We start from the raw sequence: 13,400 nt of genomic DNA, 5'->3' as shown, positions 1-13,400 counted from the left end.
TCCGCACCGCGCACTTACCTCAAGGGTAGATTGGAGGTGACCATGAGCCGATTTTCCGTTCCCGAAATGAGCTGCGGCCATTGCAAGGCGTCGATCGAGGGGGCCTTGCTTGACGCCGATCCCGGCGCAGACGTGTCCTTCGACATGGAGGCGCGCGAGGTCGAGGTCGATGCCGTGCTCGACGAAAGCGAGATCATCGCCGCGATCAAGACCGCGGGCTTCGAGGCCAACGCGCTCGGGTAAGGGCTTTTCGCTTCCGCGCCGGTGATCTACGGTCGCCGCGATCGGAACGATGCGGAGGCGCGATGACCCTTGAGCTTACTCCCTTGCGCGGTGGCCGAGCCCCCCGCACAGGCCTGAGACCTTAAGCCGCCGTGGCCAGGGGACCGGCCCTCGCCCTCGCGCTCTACCTCGCGGCGCGCAAAGCGCGCGGGCGGGCGCGGGCGGAAAAGCTCTTGCGGCAGGAAATGAAAGCCGGGCGCGAAGATGCGTCCCGGGGCGCGGAAAGACTCGGCGCGTCGGATCTTGCGCGCCCCGAGGGGCCGCTCGTCTGGCTTCATGTCGGCAGCGAGGCCGAGGCGCTGGGCGTGCCCGAGCTGATTGACCGTCTGCGCGAGGAGCGTGACGATCTGGGGGTTCTCATCACCACCGCCCGCCATGGGCCCGACGAACTGCTCGTGGCACGGCTGCCGCGCGATGTTGTTCTGCAATCGGCGCCGTATGGGGTTGGACCGGGGGCTGAATGGTTTGTCGCGCATTGGCGGCCCGACGTGGCAATCTGGGCCGACAACCACCTGGAGCCCTCGCTGATCGAGGCCGCGCATGGCGCCGGGGTGCCGATGTTTCTCATAGATGCCCGGGTTCCGGACCGGCCCGGCTGGCGCTGGTTGCCGGGGTTGCGGCGCGCGCTTCTGGCGCGCTTCTCGCATGTTCTCGCCGGCGATACGCGCTCGGCGGAGGGATTGCGCGCCCTTGGCGTGCCCGCCGACCGGATCGAGGCGCTGGGCTTCCTGCAGGAGGGCGGCGCGCCGCTGCCCTGCAGCCAGGCGGAGCGCGATACGCTTGCCGAACTTCTGGCCGCGCGGCCGGTCTGGCTTGCCGCCGGCGCCACACCGGGCGAAGTGCCGATGATCGTGGCGGCACACCAGCAGGCGATGCGGCGCGCGCACCGGCTGCTCTTGCTCCTCGTGCCGGACCCTCTTGAAAGCGGCGCCGAGCTTGCCAAGGACCTGGAGGCGGGGGGATGGGTCGTTGGCCTGCGATCGCAGGAGGATGAACCGGAACCGGAACTGGAGATATTCGTCGCCGATCTGCCGGATGAACTCGGGCTGTGGTATCGGCTGTCGCCGGTTTCGCTGATGGGGGGCACCTTGCTGGGCGCGTCCGGCTTTGGCGTGCGCAATCCCTACGAAGCGGCCGCGCTGGGCTCGGCGGTTCTGTTCGGCCCGCACCTCGGGCTCTGGCGCGAAAGCTACACGCGGCTGCGCGAGGCCGGCGCGGCGCGCGCGGTGACCGATACGGAGAGCCTGGCGCGCGCGGTGGAACACTTGCTCGCACCCGATCACGTTGCCGAAATGGCGGCCGCGGCCTGGGAAGTGACGACCTCCGGCGCGGAAGCGACCGACCGGGTGGTGACGCTGGTGCTCGATGCGCTCGACGCGCGGGGACTCTGACCATGGCGCCGCGGTTCTGGTATCGCCCGCCCGGCGCGCTCCTGCGCCTGATCGGCCCCATCGCGCCCGGACGCACCGCGCGCCGGGCCGCACCCCGGCGGCTGCCGGTTCCGGTCGTGGCGGTGGGCAGCCTGACGCCGGAGGGCAGCGGCAAGACGCCCATGGTCATCGCGCTGGCGCAGCGGCTGGCGATGAAGGGGCGCGCGGTTCACGTTGTCACCGCCGGGGAGGGGGTGCCGCTTCGGGTCGACGAGCGCCGCCATTCGGTGGCGGAGGTGGGCGATGAGCCGCTTCTCATCGCCGCTTTCGCGCCCACTTGGGTGGCGGCGGAGCCGGGTGAGGGCGTGCGCGCGGCGATGTCTGCAGGCGCGCAGATCGTGGTGCTCGACGGCGGCGTGCCCGAAGGCCCGGTGGCCGCGGATCTGCGGATCCTCGTGGAGAACGCGGCGCGCGGGTTCGGCAATGGCTATGCCTGGCCGCTCGGGCCGCTGAAACGCCGGCTCGGGCCGGGGCTCGCCGCGGCCGATCTTCTCGTCACCGTCGGGCCCGATGCGGCGCAGACGCGGTTTTGCGAGGATTGGGGCGGCGCGCTGCCCTGTCCGCATCTCACGGCACGGCTGGAGCCGCTGACCACCGGGATGGACTGGCAAGGGCTCGACGTGGTGGCCTTCGCGGGCATCGGCGCGCCGGAGCGGTTCTTCACCACGCTGCGGGGGCTTGGCGCCAACCTGTTGCGGGCGCAGGCGCTCACCGATCACCAGGAACTCACGCCTGCGCTGATGGCCCGGCTTGATGCCGAGGCGCGGCTGCGGGGGGCGCAGCTCGTCACAACGGAAAAAGACGCGGTGCGACTGCCCCGCGCCTTTCGCCAGAAGGTGCTCAGCCTGCCCGTGCGCCTCGAACTCGACGACTGGGCGGCGCTGGATGCGCGCCTGCCGGGCGCTTACTGAGCCGCCAGCCGCTCTTCGATGATGTCCTTGAGCGCGTCGTAGCTCATGTTGGAATGCTTCTCGCCGTCGATCACGAGCGTCGGCGTGGCGTTGATGCCATCGGCCTCGGCGGTGGACTGGTAGGTGGCGACAAGCTTGGTGGCCATCTCCTGATCGGCGAAACAGGCGTCGACCTCGTCGTCCGACAGACCGGCGGTTTTGCCCATCCGGCGCAGGTTGCCGAGAATCTCGTCGCCATCGCCGGAGCCGATCCAGTCTTTCTGCTGTTCGTAGAGCATGTCGGCGATACCAAAATACCGCATGTCGCCGCCGCAATTGGCGATCATCCCGCCCCACAGCGCGTAGCGATCGAAATAGACCTCGCGGTGCACGTAGCGCACCTTGCCGGTGTCGATGTACTCGGCCTTCAGGTTCTTGAACTGGTCGGCATGGAAGTTGGCGCAATGCGGGCAGGTGTAGGAGGAATAGACCACCACGGTCACCGGCGCGTCTTCGCTGCCGAGCACCCGGTCGGGCAGGATCATGTCGGCGTCGGGGGTTTCGGCGGTTGTCTGCGCCTCGGCGGGTGTCACCACGCCGCTTCCGGCGGGCTGGGTCAGATACCATGCGCCGCCGGCGACGGCCGCGAGCACAAGGGCGATAACGGGAAGAATGCGGGTCATTGAGTTCCTCTCAGTCGGCCGGGTCTTTCCGGCGGGATAGGACGTTTTGCGCCAGTGTTTCAAGCGCGGCGCGCAGGCTTTCGTCATGGACGCCCTCGGCGGTCATGTGCGCGCGCGCGGCGATCTCGGGGTCGGGCTTGGCGGGCGCCTCGCGGCTTGGCCGGGTGAACTGGGCCTGGCCTTCGGCAAAACCGGTGGGGGCTGTCTGGGTGATGCGGATACGCGAGATCGCGGCGTAACCATAGGTGGCGTTCACCTTCTCGCGGATCTTTTCCTTCTGCATTTCCAGCATCGGCGCGTTTGCCCCGGTGGTGAGCAGGACGAGCGTGGCCCCGAAGCCCTTCTCGCGCCCATAGTGAATCTCGACCGGCCGGGCGATGCGCGCCACGTCCGGCCCGGCTATCTCGTCCCAATGGGTGAGCAGCCGGGTGACGGCGAAGCCACGGGTTTCGCCAGCCTTGCGGATGCGCGGACCTAGCAGGCTCGAGGTGCGCTCGAAGCCCCGCATGCGACGGTCCGGCTCATTTTTCCGTGTGGTCACTGGCTTACCCTTTCGAGGTCAGGATACTAGGGCCCATGGCGCGGCTGTGCCACTTCAAACCGGCGGAGGCGAATAAAACATGCGTGACGCGGCGATAATGGCGGCAGAACTCCTTGGCTGGTATGACCGCCACGCCCGCGAATTGCCGTGGCGCGTGGCCCCCGGCGCCGGCAGCGCGGGGCAGCGGGCCGACCCTTACGCCGTCTGGCTTTCCGAAATCATGCTCCAGCAAACGACGGTGGCGGCGGTGAAAGCGTATTTCACCCGGTTTCTCGAACTCTGGCCCACCGTCGAGGCGCTCGCGGCGGCGGATGACGGACAGGTCATGGGTGAATGGGCGGGGCTTGGTTATTACGCCCGCGCGCGCAACTTGCTCAAGTGCGCCCGCATCGTGGCGGGCGAACACGGGGGCGTTTTTCCCGATTCCGCCGAGGCGCTGCGCGCTCTTCCCGGGATCGGCCCCTACACCGCAGCGGCGATCGCCGCGATTGCCTTCGATCGGCCCGAGACGGTGGTGGATGGCAACGTCGAGCGGGTGATGGCGCGGCTCTTCCGGGTGGAAACGCCATTGCCCGGCGCCAAGCCCGAGTTGCGCGAACGGGCAGCGGAGATGACCCCGCACAGGCGCCCGGGCGACTATGCCCAGGCGGTGATGGACCTCGGCGCAACGATCTGCACCCCCAAGCGCCCCGCCTGCGGGATCTGCCCCTGGCGGGACGACTGCCGCGCCCGGGCCGGCGGTGTTGCGGCCGACCTGCCCGCGCGTGAAGCGAAAAAGCCCAAGCCCGTGCGCCATGGCGTGGCCTTTGTCGGGCGGCGGCAAGACGGCGCATGGCTTCTTGAACGGCGGCCCGATGGTGGGCTTCTGGGGGGGATGCTCGGCTGGCCCGGTGGTGGCTGGGATGGCTCGGGCGTCCAGTCTCCCCCCGCCGATGCCGATTGGCGCGATCCCGGGGCGGAGGTGCGCCATACATTCACGCATTTTCACCTGCGGCTCGCGCTGCGCGTGGCCGAACTTCCCGCCGATTGCGCGCCGGTGCGCGGCGAGTTCGTGGCCGCGCTGCGGCCGTCGGATCTGCCAACGGTGATGCGCAAGGCCTTCGATCTTGCCCGCACCGCGCTCGATCCCGCCTGAGTGATTGCACCGCACCCGTTGAGCCGGCCGGCGACCCGGCCTATGCTTGCCCGAGGGTTCCGAAAGGTTGTGCCATGATCCCCGCTCCCATGATCGCCCGGTTCTCATCCGCCCTGCCGTTCTGGGTTTCGCTCCTGCTCCTGCCGCTGGTGATCCTCTCGGCGCGCTACGGCGGATGGGCGATGCTCTTGCCGCCGCTCGGCGCGTGGTGGCTCTATGCCGGGCTTGACACGGTGCTCGGGCGCAATACCGAGAACCCCGATCCCGAAACCCCAGACAGCTACCTGTTCTGGTACAAGTTCATCACCTGGATCTGGCTGCCGATCCAGGTTGTGCTGATCTACGGCACGATCTGGTATGTGACCGGCTCCACCCACCTCACCGGCTGGGAAAAGCTCGGCGTGTTCTTCGGCGTGGGCGTGCTGACCGGGTCGATCGGCATCGTCTATGCCCATGAGCTTCTGCACCAGTCCGATCGGTTCGAGCGCTGGCTGGGCGATCTCCTGCTCGCCACCGTGCTCTACAGCCATTTCCGCACCGAGCATCTCCTGGTGCATCACCCCTGGGTCGGCACCCGGCGCGACGCGGTGACGGCGCGCTATAGCGAGGGGTTTCACCGCTACTTCCTGCGGGTGCTGGTGAGCGGTCTGGCCTCGGCCTGGCGGGCAGAAAAGGCGATGCTGGCCCGGCGCGGTCTTGCGCCCTTCGACGGGGCCAACCCGTTCTGGCGTTACGCCGCGCTTCAGATGGGCGCCCTTATCCTTGCGCTTCTTGTGGGCGGATGGGAGGGGCTCGGGCTCTTCGCTTTCCAGGCCTTCGTGGCGATCTGGCAGTTGGAGCTGACGAATTACGTCGAGCACTACGGGCTGACGCGCAAATATCTCGGCAACGGCAAATACGAGCCGGTGCGCCCGCATCACAGCTGGAACGCCGATCACAAGGCGACGAGCTGGCAGTTCATCAATCTCCAGCGTCATTCCGATCATCACTACAAGCCGGCCCGCCGCTACCCGCTGTTGCAGACCTACCCCGAAGACAAGGCGCCGCAACTGCCGCTGGGCTATCCGCTGATGGCGCTCGCCGCGATGGTGCCGCCGCTTTGGCGCCGGGTGATGAACCCGCGGGTGCGCAAGTGGCGCAAGGATCACTACCCGGAAATCACCGATTGGGAGCCCTACAAGCGCGGTGACTTTCCCGATCCGGCCATTCGCTGAAACGCTGTCGGCCGGGCGTGTCTGCGGACCGCCTGCCCTGACCATCCACATTTTTCGCCAAGGCCCCGGGGGAGCGGTTTCCCCGGGTTTTGAATGGCTATAGGGTGGGCCGCGCTGCACCTCGGAGGGCCTCATGAGCTTCACATTGGCAACCTGGAACATCAATTCCGTGCGACTGCGCGAGGGGCTCGTGAAACGGCTCATGGAAGAGGACGCGCCAGATGTTCTCTGCCTGCAGGAATGCAAGAGCCCGGTCGAGAAGATCCCGACCGAGGGGTTCCACGCGCTGGGCTACCATCACATGGTGGCGCGTGGGCAGAAGGGCTACAACGGCGTGGCGATCCTGTCGAAACTGCCGCTGGAGGACATGGGCGAGATGGATTTCGCCGCGCTCGGCCATGCCCGTCATGTGGCCGCGCGGCTGGAGAACGGCGTGGTGATCCACAATTTCTACGTCCCCGCAGGCGGCGACAAGCCCGACCGGGAAATCAACGTGAAGTTCGGCCAGAAGCTCGACTACCTCACCGAGATGCGTGACTGGTTCCATTACGAGCGGTTCGAAAGGTCGATCCTCGTGGGCGACCTCAACATCGCGCCGCGTGAAGACGACGTGTGGAACCACAAGCAGCTCCTGAAGGTGGTGAGCCACACGCCCGTCGAGGTGGAGCACCTTGCGCAGACGCAGGAGGCGGGCAGGTGGGTGGATATCACGAGACAGGATATTCCCGAGGGCAACCTCTATTCCTGGTGGTCCTACCGCGCACCGGACTGGGACGCCGCCGACAAGGGCCGCCGGCTCGATCACATCTGGGCCACGCCCGATATTTCCAACGCGGCCCATTCCAGCCGTATCCGCCGCGAGGTGCGTGGCTGGCCGCAGCCGTCCGATCACGCGCCGGTGTTTGCCAGTTTCGATCTATAGCGCGGCGATGAACTCGGCGATGTTTTCGCCGAGGGCGCGGTGGGTGTCGGGATCGAAATGAACGCCGTCCTGTTCGCTGGGCGATATCACCTTGCCCGCGTCGAAGAAGTGCACCCCGCGTGCCGCGCAATGGGCCTTGAGAACATGCGGCAGAGCCTCGCTCACCGCTGTCGCGCCGATGAATTCTCCGGCAATGGGGCCTTGTTCGAGCACCCTTGGTGGGCAGATCACCAGAACCTCGAAGCCGCCGTGGCGGGTTTGGTATTCCGCCGAAAGCGCGAGATCGACCAGCCCGGCGATCCCTGCGGCGATCTTTTCCGGCGTCGGAGCAAACCGCGCCTTCATGTCGTTGGTGCCGAGCATGATTGCGAGCAGGTCGATCGGCCCATGGCTTCCAAGCGCGATCCGCAGGCCGATCTGCCCGTTCATGTGCGCGCCCATCACGGGGTCTTCGATCCCGGTGGTCCGTCCCGGCAGGGCCTGCACACTCACCTCCCACGCGGCGCCAAGCCTTTGAGCCGCGACCGAAGGCCAACGCGCCTCGGATTCATAGCGTCGGTATTCACCGGGGGTGACGATGGGCGGCGTGCCGTGGCTGTTCGAATCGCCAAAAACGAGGAGGGATTTCCGCATCGGTGGATCTATCTTTCAGGTTTGAGGGGATGCTAGTGAGCAAACCAGCCAAGGTAAAGCGACTCCGCCAGCCAAGAGGGTTGGAGTGAGCGCCGCCCGGTCCCATATTGGGGCCAACACATGACTTAAGGAGCACGAGATGCTTGAGATGGGACAAACTGGCGCCGCGCCCGCGAATGACGGCGCGCTGGTGAAGGAAATCAGCGAAGCGACCTTCATGGAGGATGTGATCGAGGCGTCGAAAGAGGTGCCCGTGATCGTCGATTTCTGGGCGCCGTGGTGCGGGCCCTGCCGCACCCTCGGCCCGGCGCTGGAGGCGGCGGTGAACGCCGCTGGCGGCAAGGTCAAGATGGTCAAGATCAACGTCGACGAAAACCAGCAGGTCGCGGGCCAGTTGCGGGTCCAGTCGATCCCGACGGTCTATGCCTTTCACGATGGCCAGCCGGTCGACGGGTTTCAGGGCGCGCTGCCGCAAAGCCAGGTGAACCAGTTCGTCGAGAAGATGGCGGCGCTCGCCACCGAGGGGCCGCTTGCCGCGGCGATCGCCAGCGCCGAGGAAATGCTCGAAGCAGGGGCGCTGGACGACGCTGCGCAAACCTTCGCCGCGATCATCGAGGAAGACCCGAACGCGGCGGCGGCCTATGCCGGGCTTGCGCGCGTGAAGATCGCCGAAGGAAATCTGGAAGACGCCGAGGCGGTTCTCAACGGTGCACCCGCCGAGATCAGCCATTCGCCGGAGATCGACGGCGCCCATGCCAAGATCGCGCTTGCCCGCCAGGCCGCCGAGGCCGGGCCGGTGGACGACCTGCGCGCCAAGGTGGCAGCCGATCCCGCCGATCATCAGGCGCGGTTCGACCTCGCCAAGGCGCTGCACGCCAGCGGCGATGTTCAGGGTGCGGTCGACGAGCTTCTCGAGATCTTCCGGCGCGACAGGGAGTGGAACGACGGCGCGGCGAAGGCCCAGCTCTTTACCATTTTCGAGGCGCTTCCGGCGAACGATCCCGTGTCTCTGGCGGGTCGGCGCAAGCTTTCGTCGATCATGTTCGCCTGACATGTTCTCGCGCGCCGACTTGCCAGAGAGCATCCCGCTCTTTCCCCTGCCGGGGGCGCTGCTCTTGCCGCGCGCCCGGCTGCCTCTGCACATCTTCGAGCCCCGCTACCTCGCCATGCTCGAAGACGTGCTGAAAACGCCCGAGCGGCTGATCGGGATGATCCAGCCTGCCGACGACGCGGGCGAGCGGCTGCACACGATCGGCTGCGCCGGGCGGGTGACCCAATTCAACGAGACCGACGACCACCGTTACATGATCACGCTCTCGGGCGTGAGCCGGTTCCGGCTTGGCAAGGTCGAGGACGGGTTTCGCCCCTACCTGACCGCCAAGGTAAGCTGGGAGGGGTTCGAACGCGATCTCGGCGCGGCCGAGAAAGACCCGGGCTTCGACCGTGTGCCTTTCCTCGACCTGTTGGCGCGGTATTTCGACGTGTCGGACCTTCGTACCGATTGGGAGAGCCTCGAAGAGGCCGACGACGAACTGATGATCAATTCGCTCGCGATCCTCCTGCCGTTCGCTACCGAAGACAAGCAGGCGCTGCTCGAAGCGCCCTCGCTCAGCACCCGGCGCGAGACCCTCGCAGCGCTTATGGAATACGCCCTTGCGGGCGGCACCGAGGACAACCTGCAATGACCGATCAACCCGCGCAGGATCGCCGCATGCTCGAGGCGCTGGTCTGCCCGCTGACCCAGACCCGCCTGCGCTACGATGCCGAACGGCAGGAACTGATTTCCGAAGCCGCCGGGCTGGCTTTTCCGGTGCGTGACGGAATCCCGATCATGCTGGTGGACGAGGCGCGCAAGCTGGAGAAGTGAGGCGGGCACGCGATTTCGCAATCGCGTGCGGCCCGATCAGCGGTTGCGCTTGTCGATCTCGGCGGTGATCGAAAACGTCGCGGTATTGAACTGCATGCCCGTTTTCAGCGCGCCGAGGATCACCGTGGTCTGGGCCCCCGAGCCATCGGTGATCACCCATTGGCGCAACTCCACCGGGTCGGCGGTGAACATCAGCTGGATATTGCCGTATTGCGGGTTTTCCGGATCCTGCGCCGTCACCACCGTGGCGGTGCCGTCGTAATCATGCGCCACGACCATGCCGGAGCGGGCAAGATCGACATCGCGCGCGAGGATCAGGTTCAGCGGCGTTTCCTTGAGCGGGTATTGCTCCGGGCCGGTGTTGGATTTGCCGTCGAACACCGCAAGCTGCTGGCCGCCCGCGATCACCAGCGTCTGCTCCGGCGGATCGTATTCGAAGCGCGCACGGCCCGGCCGGCTGATCAGGATCTTGCCGGTCGAGATCGTCTCGTCGTCATTGATCTGGGTGAACTGCGCCTCGAGCGTGGTCAGCCCGTTGATGTAGCCCGAAAGCTCGGTGAGCGAGAGCTTTTCGGCCATCGCCGGCAGGGCGGTCAGCGCCACGAGCATGGGCGCGAGGAGGAAGCGAGAAAATTTCATATCACCTACCTAGTCATAAGCGCGGGCGATTCCAGAACGCCCGCACCTGAAGCTGCCGCAAAACGGATTGATAGGCGATATCACGCCGCTAATGCTGTTCCGGAACGAGGATCTCGCGCTTGCCGACGTGGTTCGAGGCGCTCACCAGCCCCTCGTCCTCCATCTGCTCCACGAGCCGCGCGGCCTTGTTGTAGCCGATGCCGAGCTTGCGCTGGATGTAGGAGGTCGAGCACTTGCGGTCCTTGATCACGATCGCCACGGCCTGGTCGTAGAGCGCATCGTCGCCGTTGGTGTTGCCGCCGGTGTTGAGGCCGAGCACCGCGTCAATATCGGCGGCCTTGTCCTCGTCCGGCCCTTCCACCACGCCCGAGACGTAATCGGGGGAGCCGAAGCTCTTGAGATGGTTCACGATCTCCTCCACCTCTTCGTCGCTGACGAAGGGGCCGTGCACCCGGGTGATCCGCGCGCCGCCGGCCATGTAGAGCATGTCGCCCATGCCCAGAAGCTGCTCGGCGCCCTGTTCGCCGAGGATCGTGCGGCTGTCGATCTTCGAGGTCACCTGGAAGCTGATCCGGGTGGGGAAGTTGGCCTTGATCGTGCCGGTGATCACGTCGACCGAAGGGCGCTGCGTGGCCATGATGAGGTGAATGCCGCTTGCCCGCGCCATCTGTGCAAGCCGCTGGATCGCCGCTTCGATCTCCTTGCCGGCCACCATCATCAGGTCGGCCATCTCGTCGACCACGACGACGATATAGGGCAGCTTTTCGGGAGCGAATTCCTCCGATTCGAAGATCGGCTCGCCGGTATCCTCGTCGAACCCGGTCTGAACGGTGCGCGAGAACATCTCACCCTTGTCGAGCGCATCCTTCACCCGGCCGTTGAAGCCCTCGATGTTGCGCACGCCCATTTTCGACATCTTGCGATAACGTTCTTCCATCTCGCCCACGACCCACTTGAGCGCCACGACGGCCTTCTTCGGGTCGGTCACCACCGGGCTCAGCAGGTGCGGAATGCCGTCGTAGACCGAGAGTTCCAGCATCTTGGGGTCGATCATGATCAGGCGGCAGTCTTCGGGCGGGAGCCGGTAGAGCAGGCTCAGGATCATCGTGTTGATCGCCACCGACTTGCCCGAACCGGTGGTGCCGGCGATCAGGAGGTGCGGCATCTTGGCGAGGTTGGCCACGATCGCGCGGCCCCCGATATCCTTGCCCAGCGCCAGGGGCAGGCGCATGTTGGTGTCGCCGAAATCCTTGGATGACAGGATTTCGCGCAGCACGACCTTTTCGCGGTATTCGTTGGGCAGTTCGATCCCGATCACCGAGCGGCCGGGCACGGTCGACACGCGCGCCGACAGCGCCGACATCGATCGCGCGATATCATCGGCCAGCCCGATCACGCGGGAAGCCTTGAGGCCCGGCGCGGGTTCCAGCTCGTACATGGTGACAACCGGGCCGGGGCGCACGCTCACGATCTCGCCCTTCACGCCGTAATCGTCGAGCACGGTTTCGAGCATCCGCGCGTTCTCTTCCAGCGCCTCGTCGGAGAGATGATGGCGCTCGATCGAGGCCGGGTCGGTGAGCAGGCCCAGCGGAGGAAGTTCATAGGCCGCCTCGGCGCCGCCGAAGTTCAGCGAAGGTTGCGCCTCGGCGCGGGCGCGGCTGGAGGGGGCCGTCTTGTGGCTGCTGTGCTGAACCACCTTGCGGGCCATGGGCTGCGGAGTGACTTGCGGCGCCGAGGCGGCGGCCGCCCAGCGCGCTTCGTCGTCCGGCACCGGGTCGGCGTCGAAATCGTCGTCCCACAAGCTGTCGTCTTCCACGTCGATGTCGGCATACGCCGGGTCCGGTGCGAGGGTTGCGCCGGCAAAGATATTGGCCTGTTCAAGGGCGGGTTCGCGCGGCAATTCCGGCTCGGAGGCGTTGCTGCGCTTCACCGGGGGCTCAGCGCGCAGGTTGGCCGCCATGGCCTCCTTGCGGGCCCGGGCCCGGGCCGCCGCCGAGGCGATCGCGGCAGACATAGGCGACATCGCTTCGCCCTCCGGCGTCACGGCTTCCGGGGCGATCGGGCCCTCGGAGCGACGCGCCTTCAGCGCGTTTGCGATCTTGGCGCTGATCCGGTCGGACGATCCCATGCCTTCGGGAAGCGCGCCGAGATAGGGCGGCTGCTCCACGAGTTCGGGTTCGATCTGTGGCTCGGGCGTGCGCTTTGCCAGCCCTTGCACGCGCGCCAGAAGCCCTTGCCGCTGCGGTTGGGCAGGCTGCGTCTCGGGGGCGACGGCGGCGCGCGGGGCCTCTTCGTGGGTCGGGGGCCGAAACATGGCACGGCCACGCGCCACGGGCGGTTCGGCACGCGCCACGCGGTTGGCGTGCAGCGGTGGCGGGGCCGAGAAGTCGGCGTCATGGTCTTCGTAGCCGTGGGCGTCTTCCCAGGCAGGCTGTTCGGCCCGGCGCGTGGCCCGGCGCTCCCTCAAGGCCGCCGCGCCGCGGACCGCGCCGGAAGCCCCGAAAACCGCGCCGCGCAGGCCGAATTGGGTCAGCTTGAGCAGGCCCGCGTAGGTCATCACCACGCCGGCAACGAGGAACACCCCGAAGCGCCGCAGCTCGCCGTGGTTGAAGCCCAGCGCAAAGGCGCCGATCGACAGCATCGCGAGCCCGGCAACGAGCGAAAGCGTCTTGAGCCCGACGGCAGGATCGACGGGCAGGACGCCAAGCACGGCGCCCAGCATCGTGTCGCCGAATAGCCCGCCGAGGCCGAAAGTGTGGCTCCAGCCAGGGCCGGGCACGAGGGTCGAGGCGTAGATCGAGGCCAGCGCCACGGCGATCGGCACGAAGATCGCCCGCCCGAGCGCGCGCTCCTCGCCCTGGTGTAGCACGAAGCGCACACCCCAGGCCGCGAGCGCGGCGACGATGCCCCAGGCGCCCATGCCGATGATCACGGCCAGCGGCGATGCGATCCTTGCGCCGACAAGGCCGAGCATGTTCTGCGCCGGGCCGTCGGTGGCGGCGAGCCAGCCCGGATCGTCGGGCGAGTAGGAACCGAGGATGAGGCCGAGCGTCAGGGCCAGCGCGAGCAACCCAAGGCCGAGAAGTTCCTTGCCCCTTTGCTCGATCAGCGCCTGTGTGGTGCTGTCGAAGATCGGGTCACGCCCTTTCGCCTGATATGCCATT

Annotated in this window: 14 protein-coding genes; 9 read left to right on the top strand and 5 right to left on the bottom strand. The window is 67.0% G+C overall.

Annotated features, from left to right (window positions below):
- The first annotated feature begins 42 nt into the window (after positions 1-42).
- The 3 genes from IEW01_RS00595 to lpxK all read left to right on the top strand — a co-directional run bounded on the left by IEW01_RS00595 (position 43) and on the right by lpxK (position 2,623).
- A complete protein-coding gene (locus IEW01_RS00595) occupies positions 43-243 on the top strand; it encodes a heavy-metal-associated domain-containing protein (protein ID WP_188525667.1) in 201 nt (66 codons plus the stop codon).
- 131 nt (positions 244-374) lie between these two features.
- A complete protein-coding gene (locus IEW01_RS00590; protein WP_188525666.1) occupies positions 375-1,673 on the top strand; it encodes a 3-deoxy-D-manno-octulosonic acid transferase in 1,299 nt (432 codons plus the stop codon).
- A gap of 2 nt (positions 1,674-1,675) precedes the next feature.
- The gene (gene lpxK, locus IEW01_RS00585; protein ID WP_188525665.1) at positions 1,676-2,623 is read left to right on the top strand and encodes a tetraacyldisaccharide 4'-kinase; all 948 of its coding nucleotides are present in this window, start codon (positions 1,676-1,678) and stop codon (positions 2,621-2,623) included.
- Here the strand turns inward: lpxK and IEW01_RS00580 are convergent.
- Positions 2,617-3,285 (bottom strand): DsbA family protein, encoded by a 669-nt coding sequence (locus tag IEW01_RS00580; protein WP_188525664.1) that lies wholly within the window; start codon positions 3,283-3,285, stop codon positions 2,617-2,619. The genes lpxK and IEW01_RS00580 overlap by 7 nt on opposite strands.
- Before the next feature lie 10 nt (positions 3,286-3,295).
- The gene (locus IEW01_RS00575; RefSeq protein WP_188526629.1) at positions 3,296-3,793 is read right to left on the bottom strand and encodes a DUF721 domain-containing protein; all 498 of its coding nucleotides are present in this window, start codon (positions 3,791-3,793) and stop codon (positions 3,296-3,298) included.
- 112 nt (positions 3,794-3,905) lie between these two features.
- Here IEW01_RS00575 and mutY point away from each other — a divergent pair, with 112 nt between their 5' ends.
- From mutY to IEW01_RS00560, 3 genes are all read left to right on the top strand, one after another.
- Complete coding sequence (gene mutY, locus IEW01_RS00570; protein WP_188525663.1) at positions 3,906-4,961, top strand: A/G-specific adenine glycosylase; 1,056 nt, start codon at positions 3,906-3,908, stop codon at positions 4,959-4,961.
- 74 nt (positions 4,962-5,035) lie between these two features.
- Positions 5,036-6,175 (top strand): alkane 1-monooxygenase, encoded by a 1,140-nt coding sequence (locus IEW01_RS00565; protein WP_188525662.1) that lies wholly within the window; start codon positions 5,036-5,038, stop codon positions 6,173-6,175.
- Between the two features lie 133 nt (positions 6,176-6,308).
- The gene (locus IEW01_RS00560) at positions 6,309-7,097 is read left to right on the top strand and encodes an exodeoxyribonuclease III (protein ID WP_188525661.1); all 789 of its coding nucleotides are present in this window, start codon (positions 6,309-6,311) and stop codon (positions 7,095-7,097) included.
- On the opposite strand, the gene IEW01_RS00555 is transcribed toward IEW01_RS00560, so the two are convergent.
- The gene (locus IEW01_RS00555) at positions 7,092-7,730 is read right to left on the bottom strand and encodes an SGNH/GDSL hydrolase family protein (protein ID WP_188525660.1); all 639 of its coding nucleotides are present in this window, start codon (positions 7,728-7,730) and stop codon (positions 7,092-7,094) included. The two genes, IEW01_RS00560 and IEW01_RS00555, sit on opposite strands and share 6 nt — an antisense overlap.
- 139 nt (positions 7,731-7,869) lie before the next feature.
- Here IEW01_RS00555 and trxA point away from each other — a divergent pair, with 139 nt between their 5' ends.
- The 3 genes from trxA to IEW01_RS00540 are packed head-to-tail and all read left to right on the top strand — an operon-like array spanning position 7,870 to position 9,597.
- Positions 7,870-8,781: a thioredoxin gene (gene trxA, locus IEW01_RS00550; protein WP_188525659.1), complete on the top strand. Its 912-nt coding sequence runs from the start codon at positions 7,870-7,872 to the stop codon at positions 8,779-8,781.
- A 1-nt stretch (position 8,782) separates the two neighbouring features.
- Positions 8,783-9,415 carry an LON peptidase substrate-binding domain-containing protein gene (locus tag IEW01_RS00545; RefSeq protein WP_188525658.1) on the top strand — a complete coding sequence of 211 codons (633 nt, stop codon included), beginning with the start codon at positions 8,783-8,785 and terminating at the stop codon, positions 9,413-9,415.
- The gene (locus tag IEW01_RS00540) at positions 9,412-9,597 is read left to right on the top strand and encodes a Trm112 family protein (protein ID WP_188525657.1); all 186 of its coding nucleotides are present in this window, start codon (positions 9,412-9,414) and stop codon (positions 9,595-9,597) included. The genes IEW01_RS00545 and IEW01_RS00540 overlap by 4 nt, the downstream gene beginning before the upstream one ends.
- Positions 9,598-9,633: 36 nt before the next feature.
- Here the strand turns inward: IEW01_RS00540 and IEW01_RS00535 are convergent, their stop codons facing one another.
- Together IEW01_RS00535 and IEW01_RS00530 are read right to left on the bottom strand one after the other, a co-directional pair.
- Complete coding sequence (locus IEW01_RS00535) at positions 9,634-10,236, bottom strand: LolA family protein (RefSeq protein WP_188525656.1); 603 nt, start codon at positions 10,234-10,236, stop codon at positions 9,634-9,636.
- An 88-nt stretch (positions 10,237-10,324) separates the two neighbouring features.
- Positions 10,325-13,399 (bottom strand): DNA translocase FtsK, encoded by a 3,075-nt coding sequence (locus tag IEW01_RS00530; protein ID WP_188525655.1) that lies wholly within the window; start codon positions 13,397-13,399, stop codon positions 10,325-10,327.
- Between the last annotated feature and the right edge of the window lies 1 nt (position 13,400).

Source organism: Sinisalibacter lacisalsi, from assembly GCF_014640115.1.
Taxonomy (GTDB): domain Bacteria; phylum Pseudomonadota; class Alphaproteobacteria; order Rhodobacterales; family Rhodobacteraceae; genus Sinisalibacter; species Sinisalibacter lacisalsi.
This window is presented reverse-complemented; position numbering and strand designations above follow the sequence as displayed.

What these genes read in the sequence shown, in the direction of transcription:
- IEW01_RS00555 (WP_188525660.1), bottom strand. Translation starts at nt 7,730, where the DNA reads ATGCGGAAATCCCTCCTCGTTTTTGGCGATTCGAACAGCCACGGCACG.
- trxA (WP_188525659.1), top strand. Translation starts at nt 7,870, where the DNA reads ATGCTTGAGATGGGACAAACTGGCGCCGCGCCCGCGAATGACGGCGCG.
- IEW01_RS00580 (WP_188525664.1), bottom strand. Translation starts at nt 3,285, where the DNA reads ATGACCCGCATTCTTCCCGTTATCGCCCTTGTGCTCGCGGCCGTCGCC.
- IEW01_RS00530 (WP_188525655.1), bottom strand. Translation starts at nt 13,399, where the DNA reads ATGGCATATCAGGCGAAAGGGCGTGACCCGATCTTCGACAGCACCACA.
- IEW01_RS00575 (WP_188526629.1), bottom strand. Translation starts at nt 3,793, where the DNA reads ATGCGGGGCTTCGAGCGCACCTCGAGCCTGCTAGGTCCGCGCATCCGC.
- IEW01_RS00535 (WP_188525656.1), bottom strand. Translation starts at nt 10,236, where the DNA reads ATGAAATTTTCTCGCTTCCTCCTCGCGCCCATGCTCGTGGCGCTGACC.
- lpxK (WP_188525665.1), top strand. Translation starts at nt 1,676, where the DNA reads ATGGCGCCGCGGTTCTGGTATCGCCCGCCCGGCGCGCTCCTGCGCCTG.
- IEW01_RS00540 (WP_188525657.1), top strand. Translation starts at nt 9,412, where the DNA reads ATGACCGATCAACCCGCGCAGGATCGCCGCATGCTCGAGGCGCTGGTC.
- IEW01_RS00560 (WP_188525661.1), top strand. Translation starts at nt 6,309, where the DNA reads ATGAGCTTCACATTGGCAACCTGGAACATCAATTCCGTGCGACTGCGC.
- IEW01_RS00545 (WP_188525658.1), top strand. Translation starts at nt 8,783, where the DNA reads ATGTTCTCGCGCGCCGACTTGCCAGAGAGCATCCCGCTCTTTCCCCTG.
- mutY (WP_188525663.1), top strand. Translation starts at nt 3,906, where the DNA reads ATGCGTGACGCGGCGATAATGGCGGCAGAACTCCTTGGCTGGTATGAC.
- IEW01_RS00565 (WP_188525662.1), top strand. Translation starts at nt 5,036, where the DNA reads ATGATCCCCGCTCCCATGATCGCCCGGTTCTCATCCGCCCTGCCGTTC.
- IEW01_RS00595 (WP_188525667.1), top strand. Translation starts at nt 43, where the DNA reads ATGAGCCGATTTTCCGTTCCCGAAATGAGCTGCGGCCATTGCAAGGCG.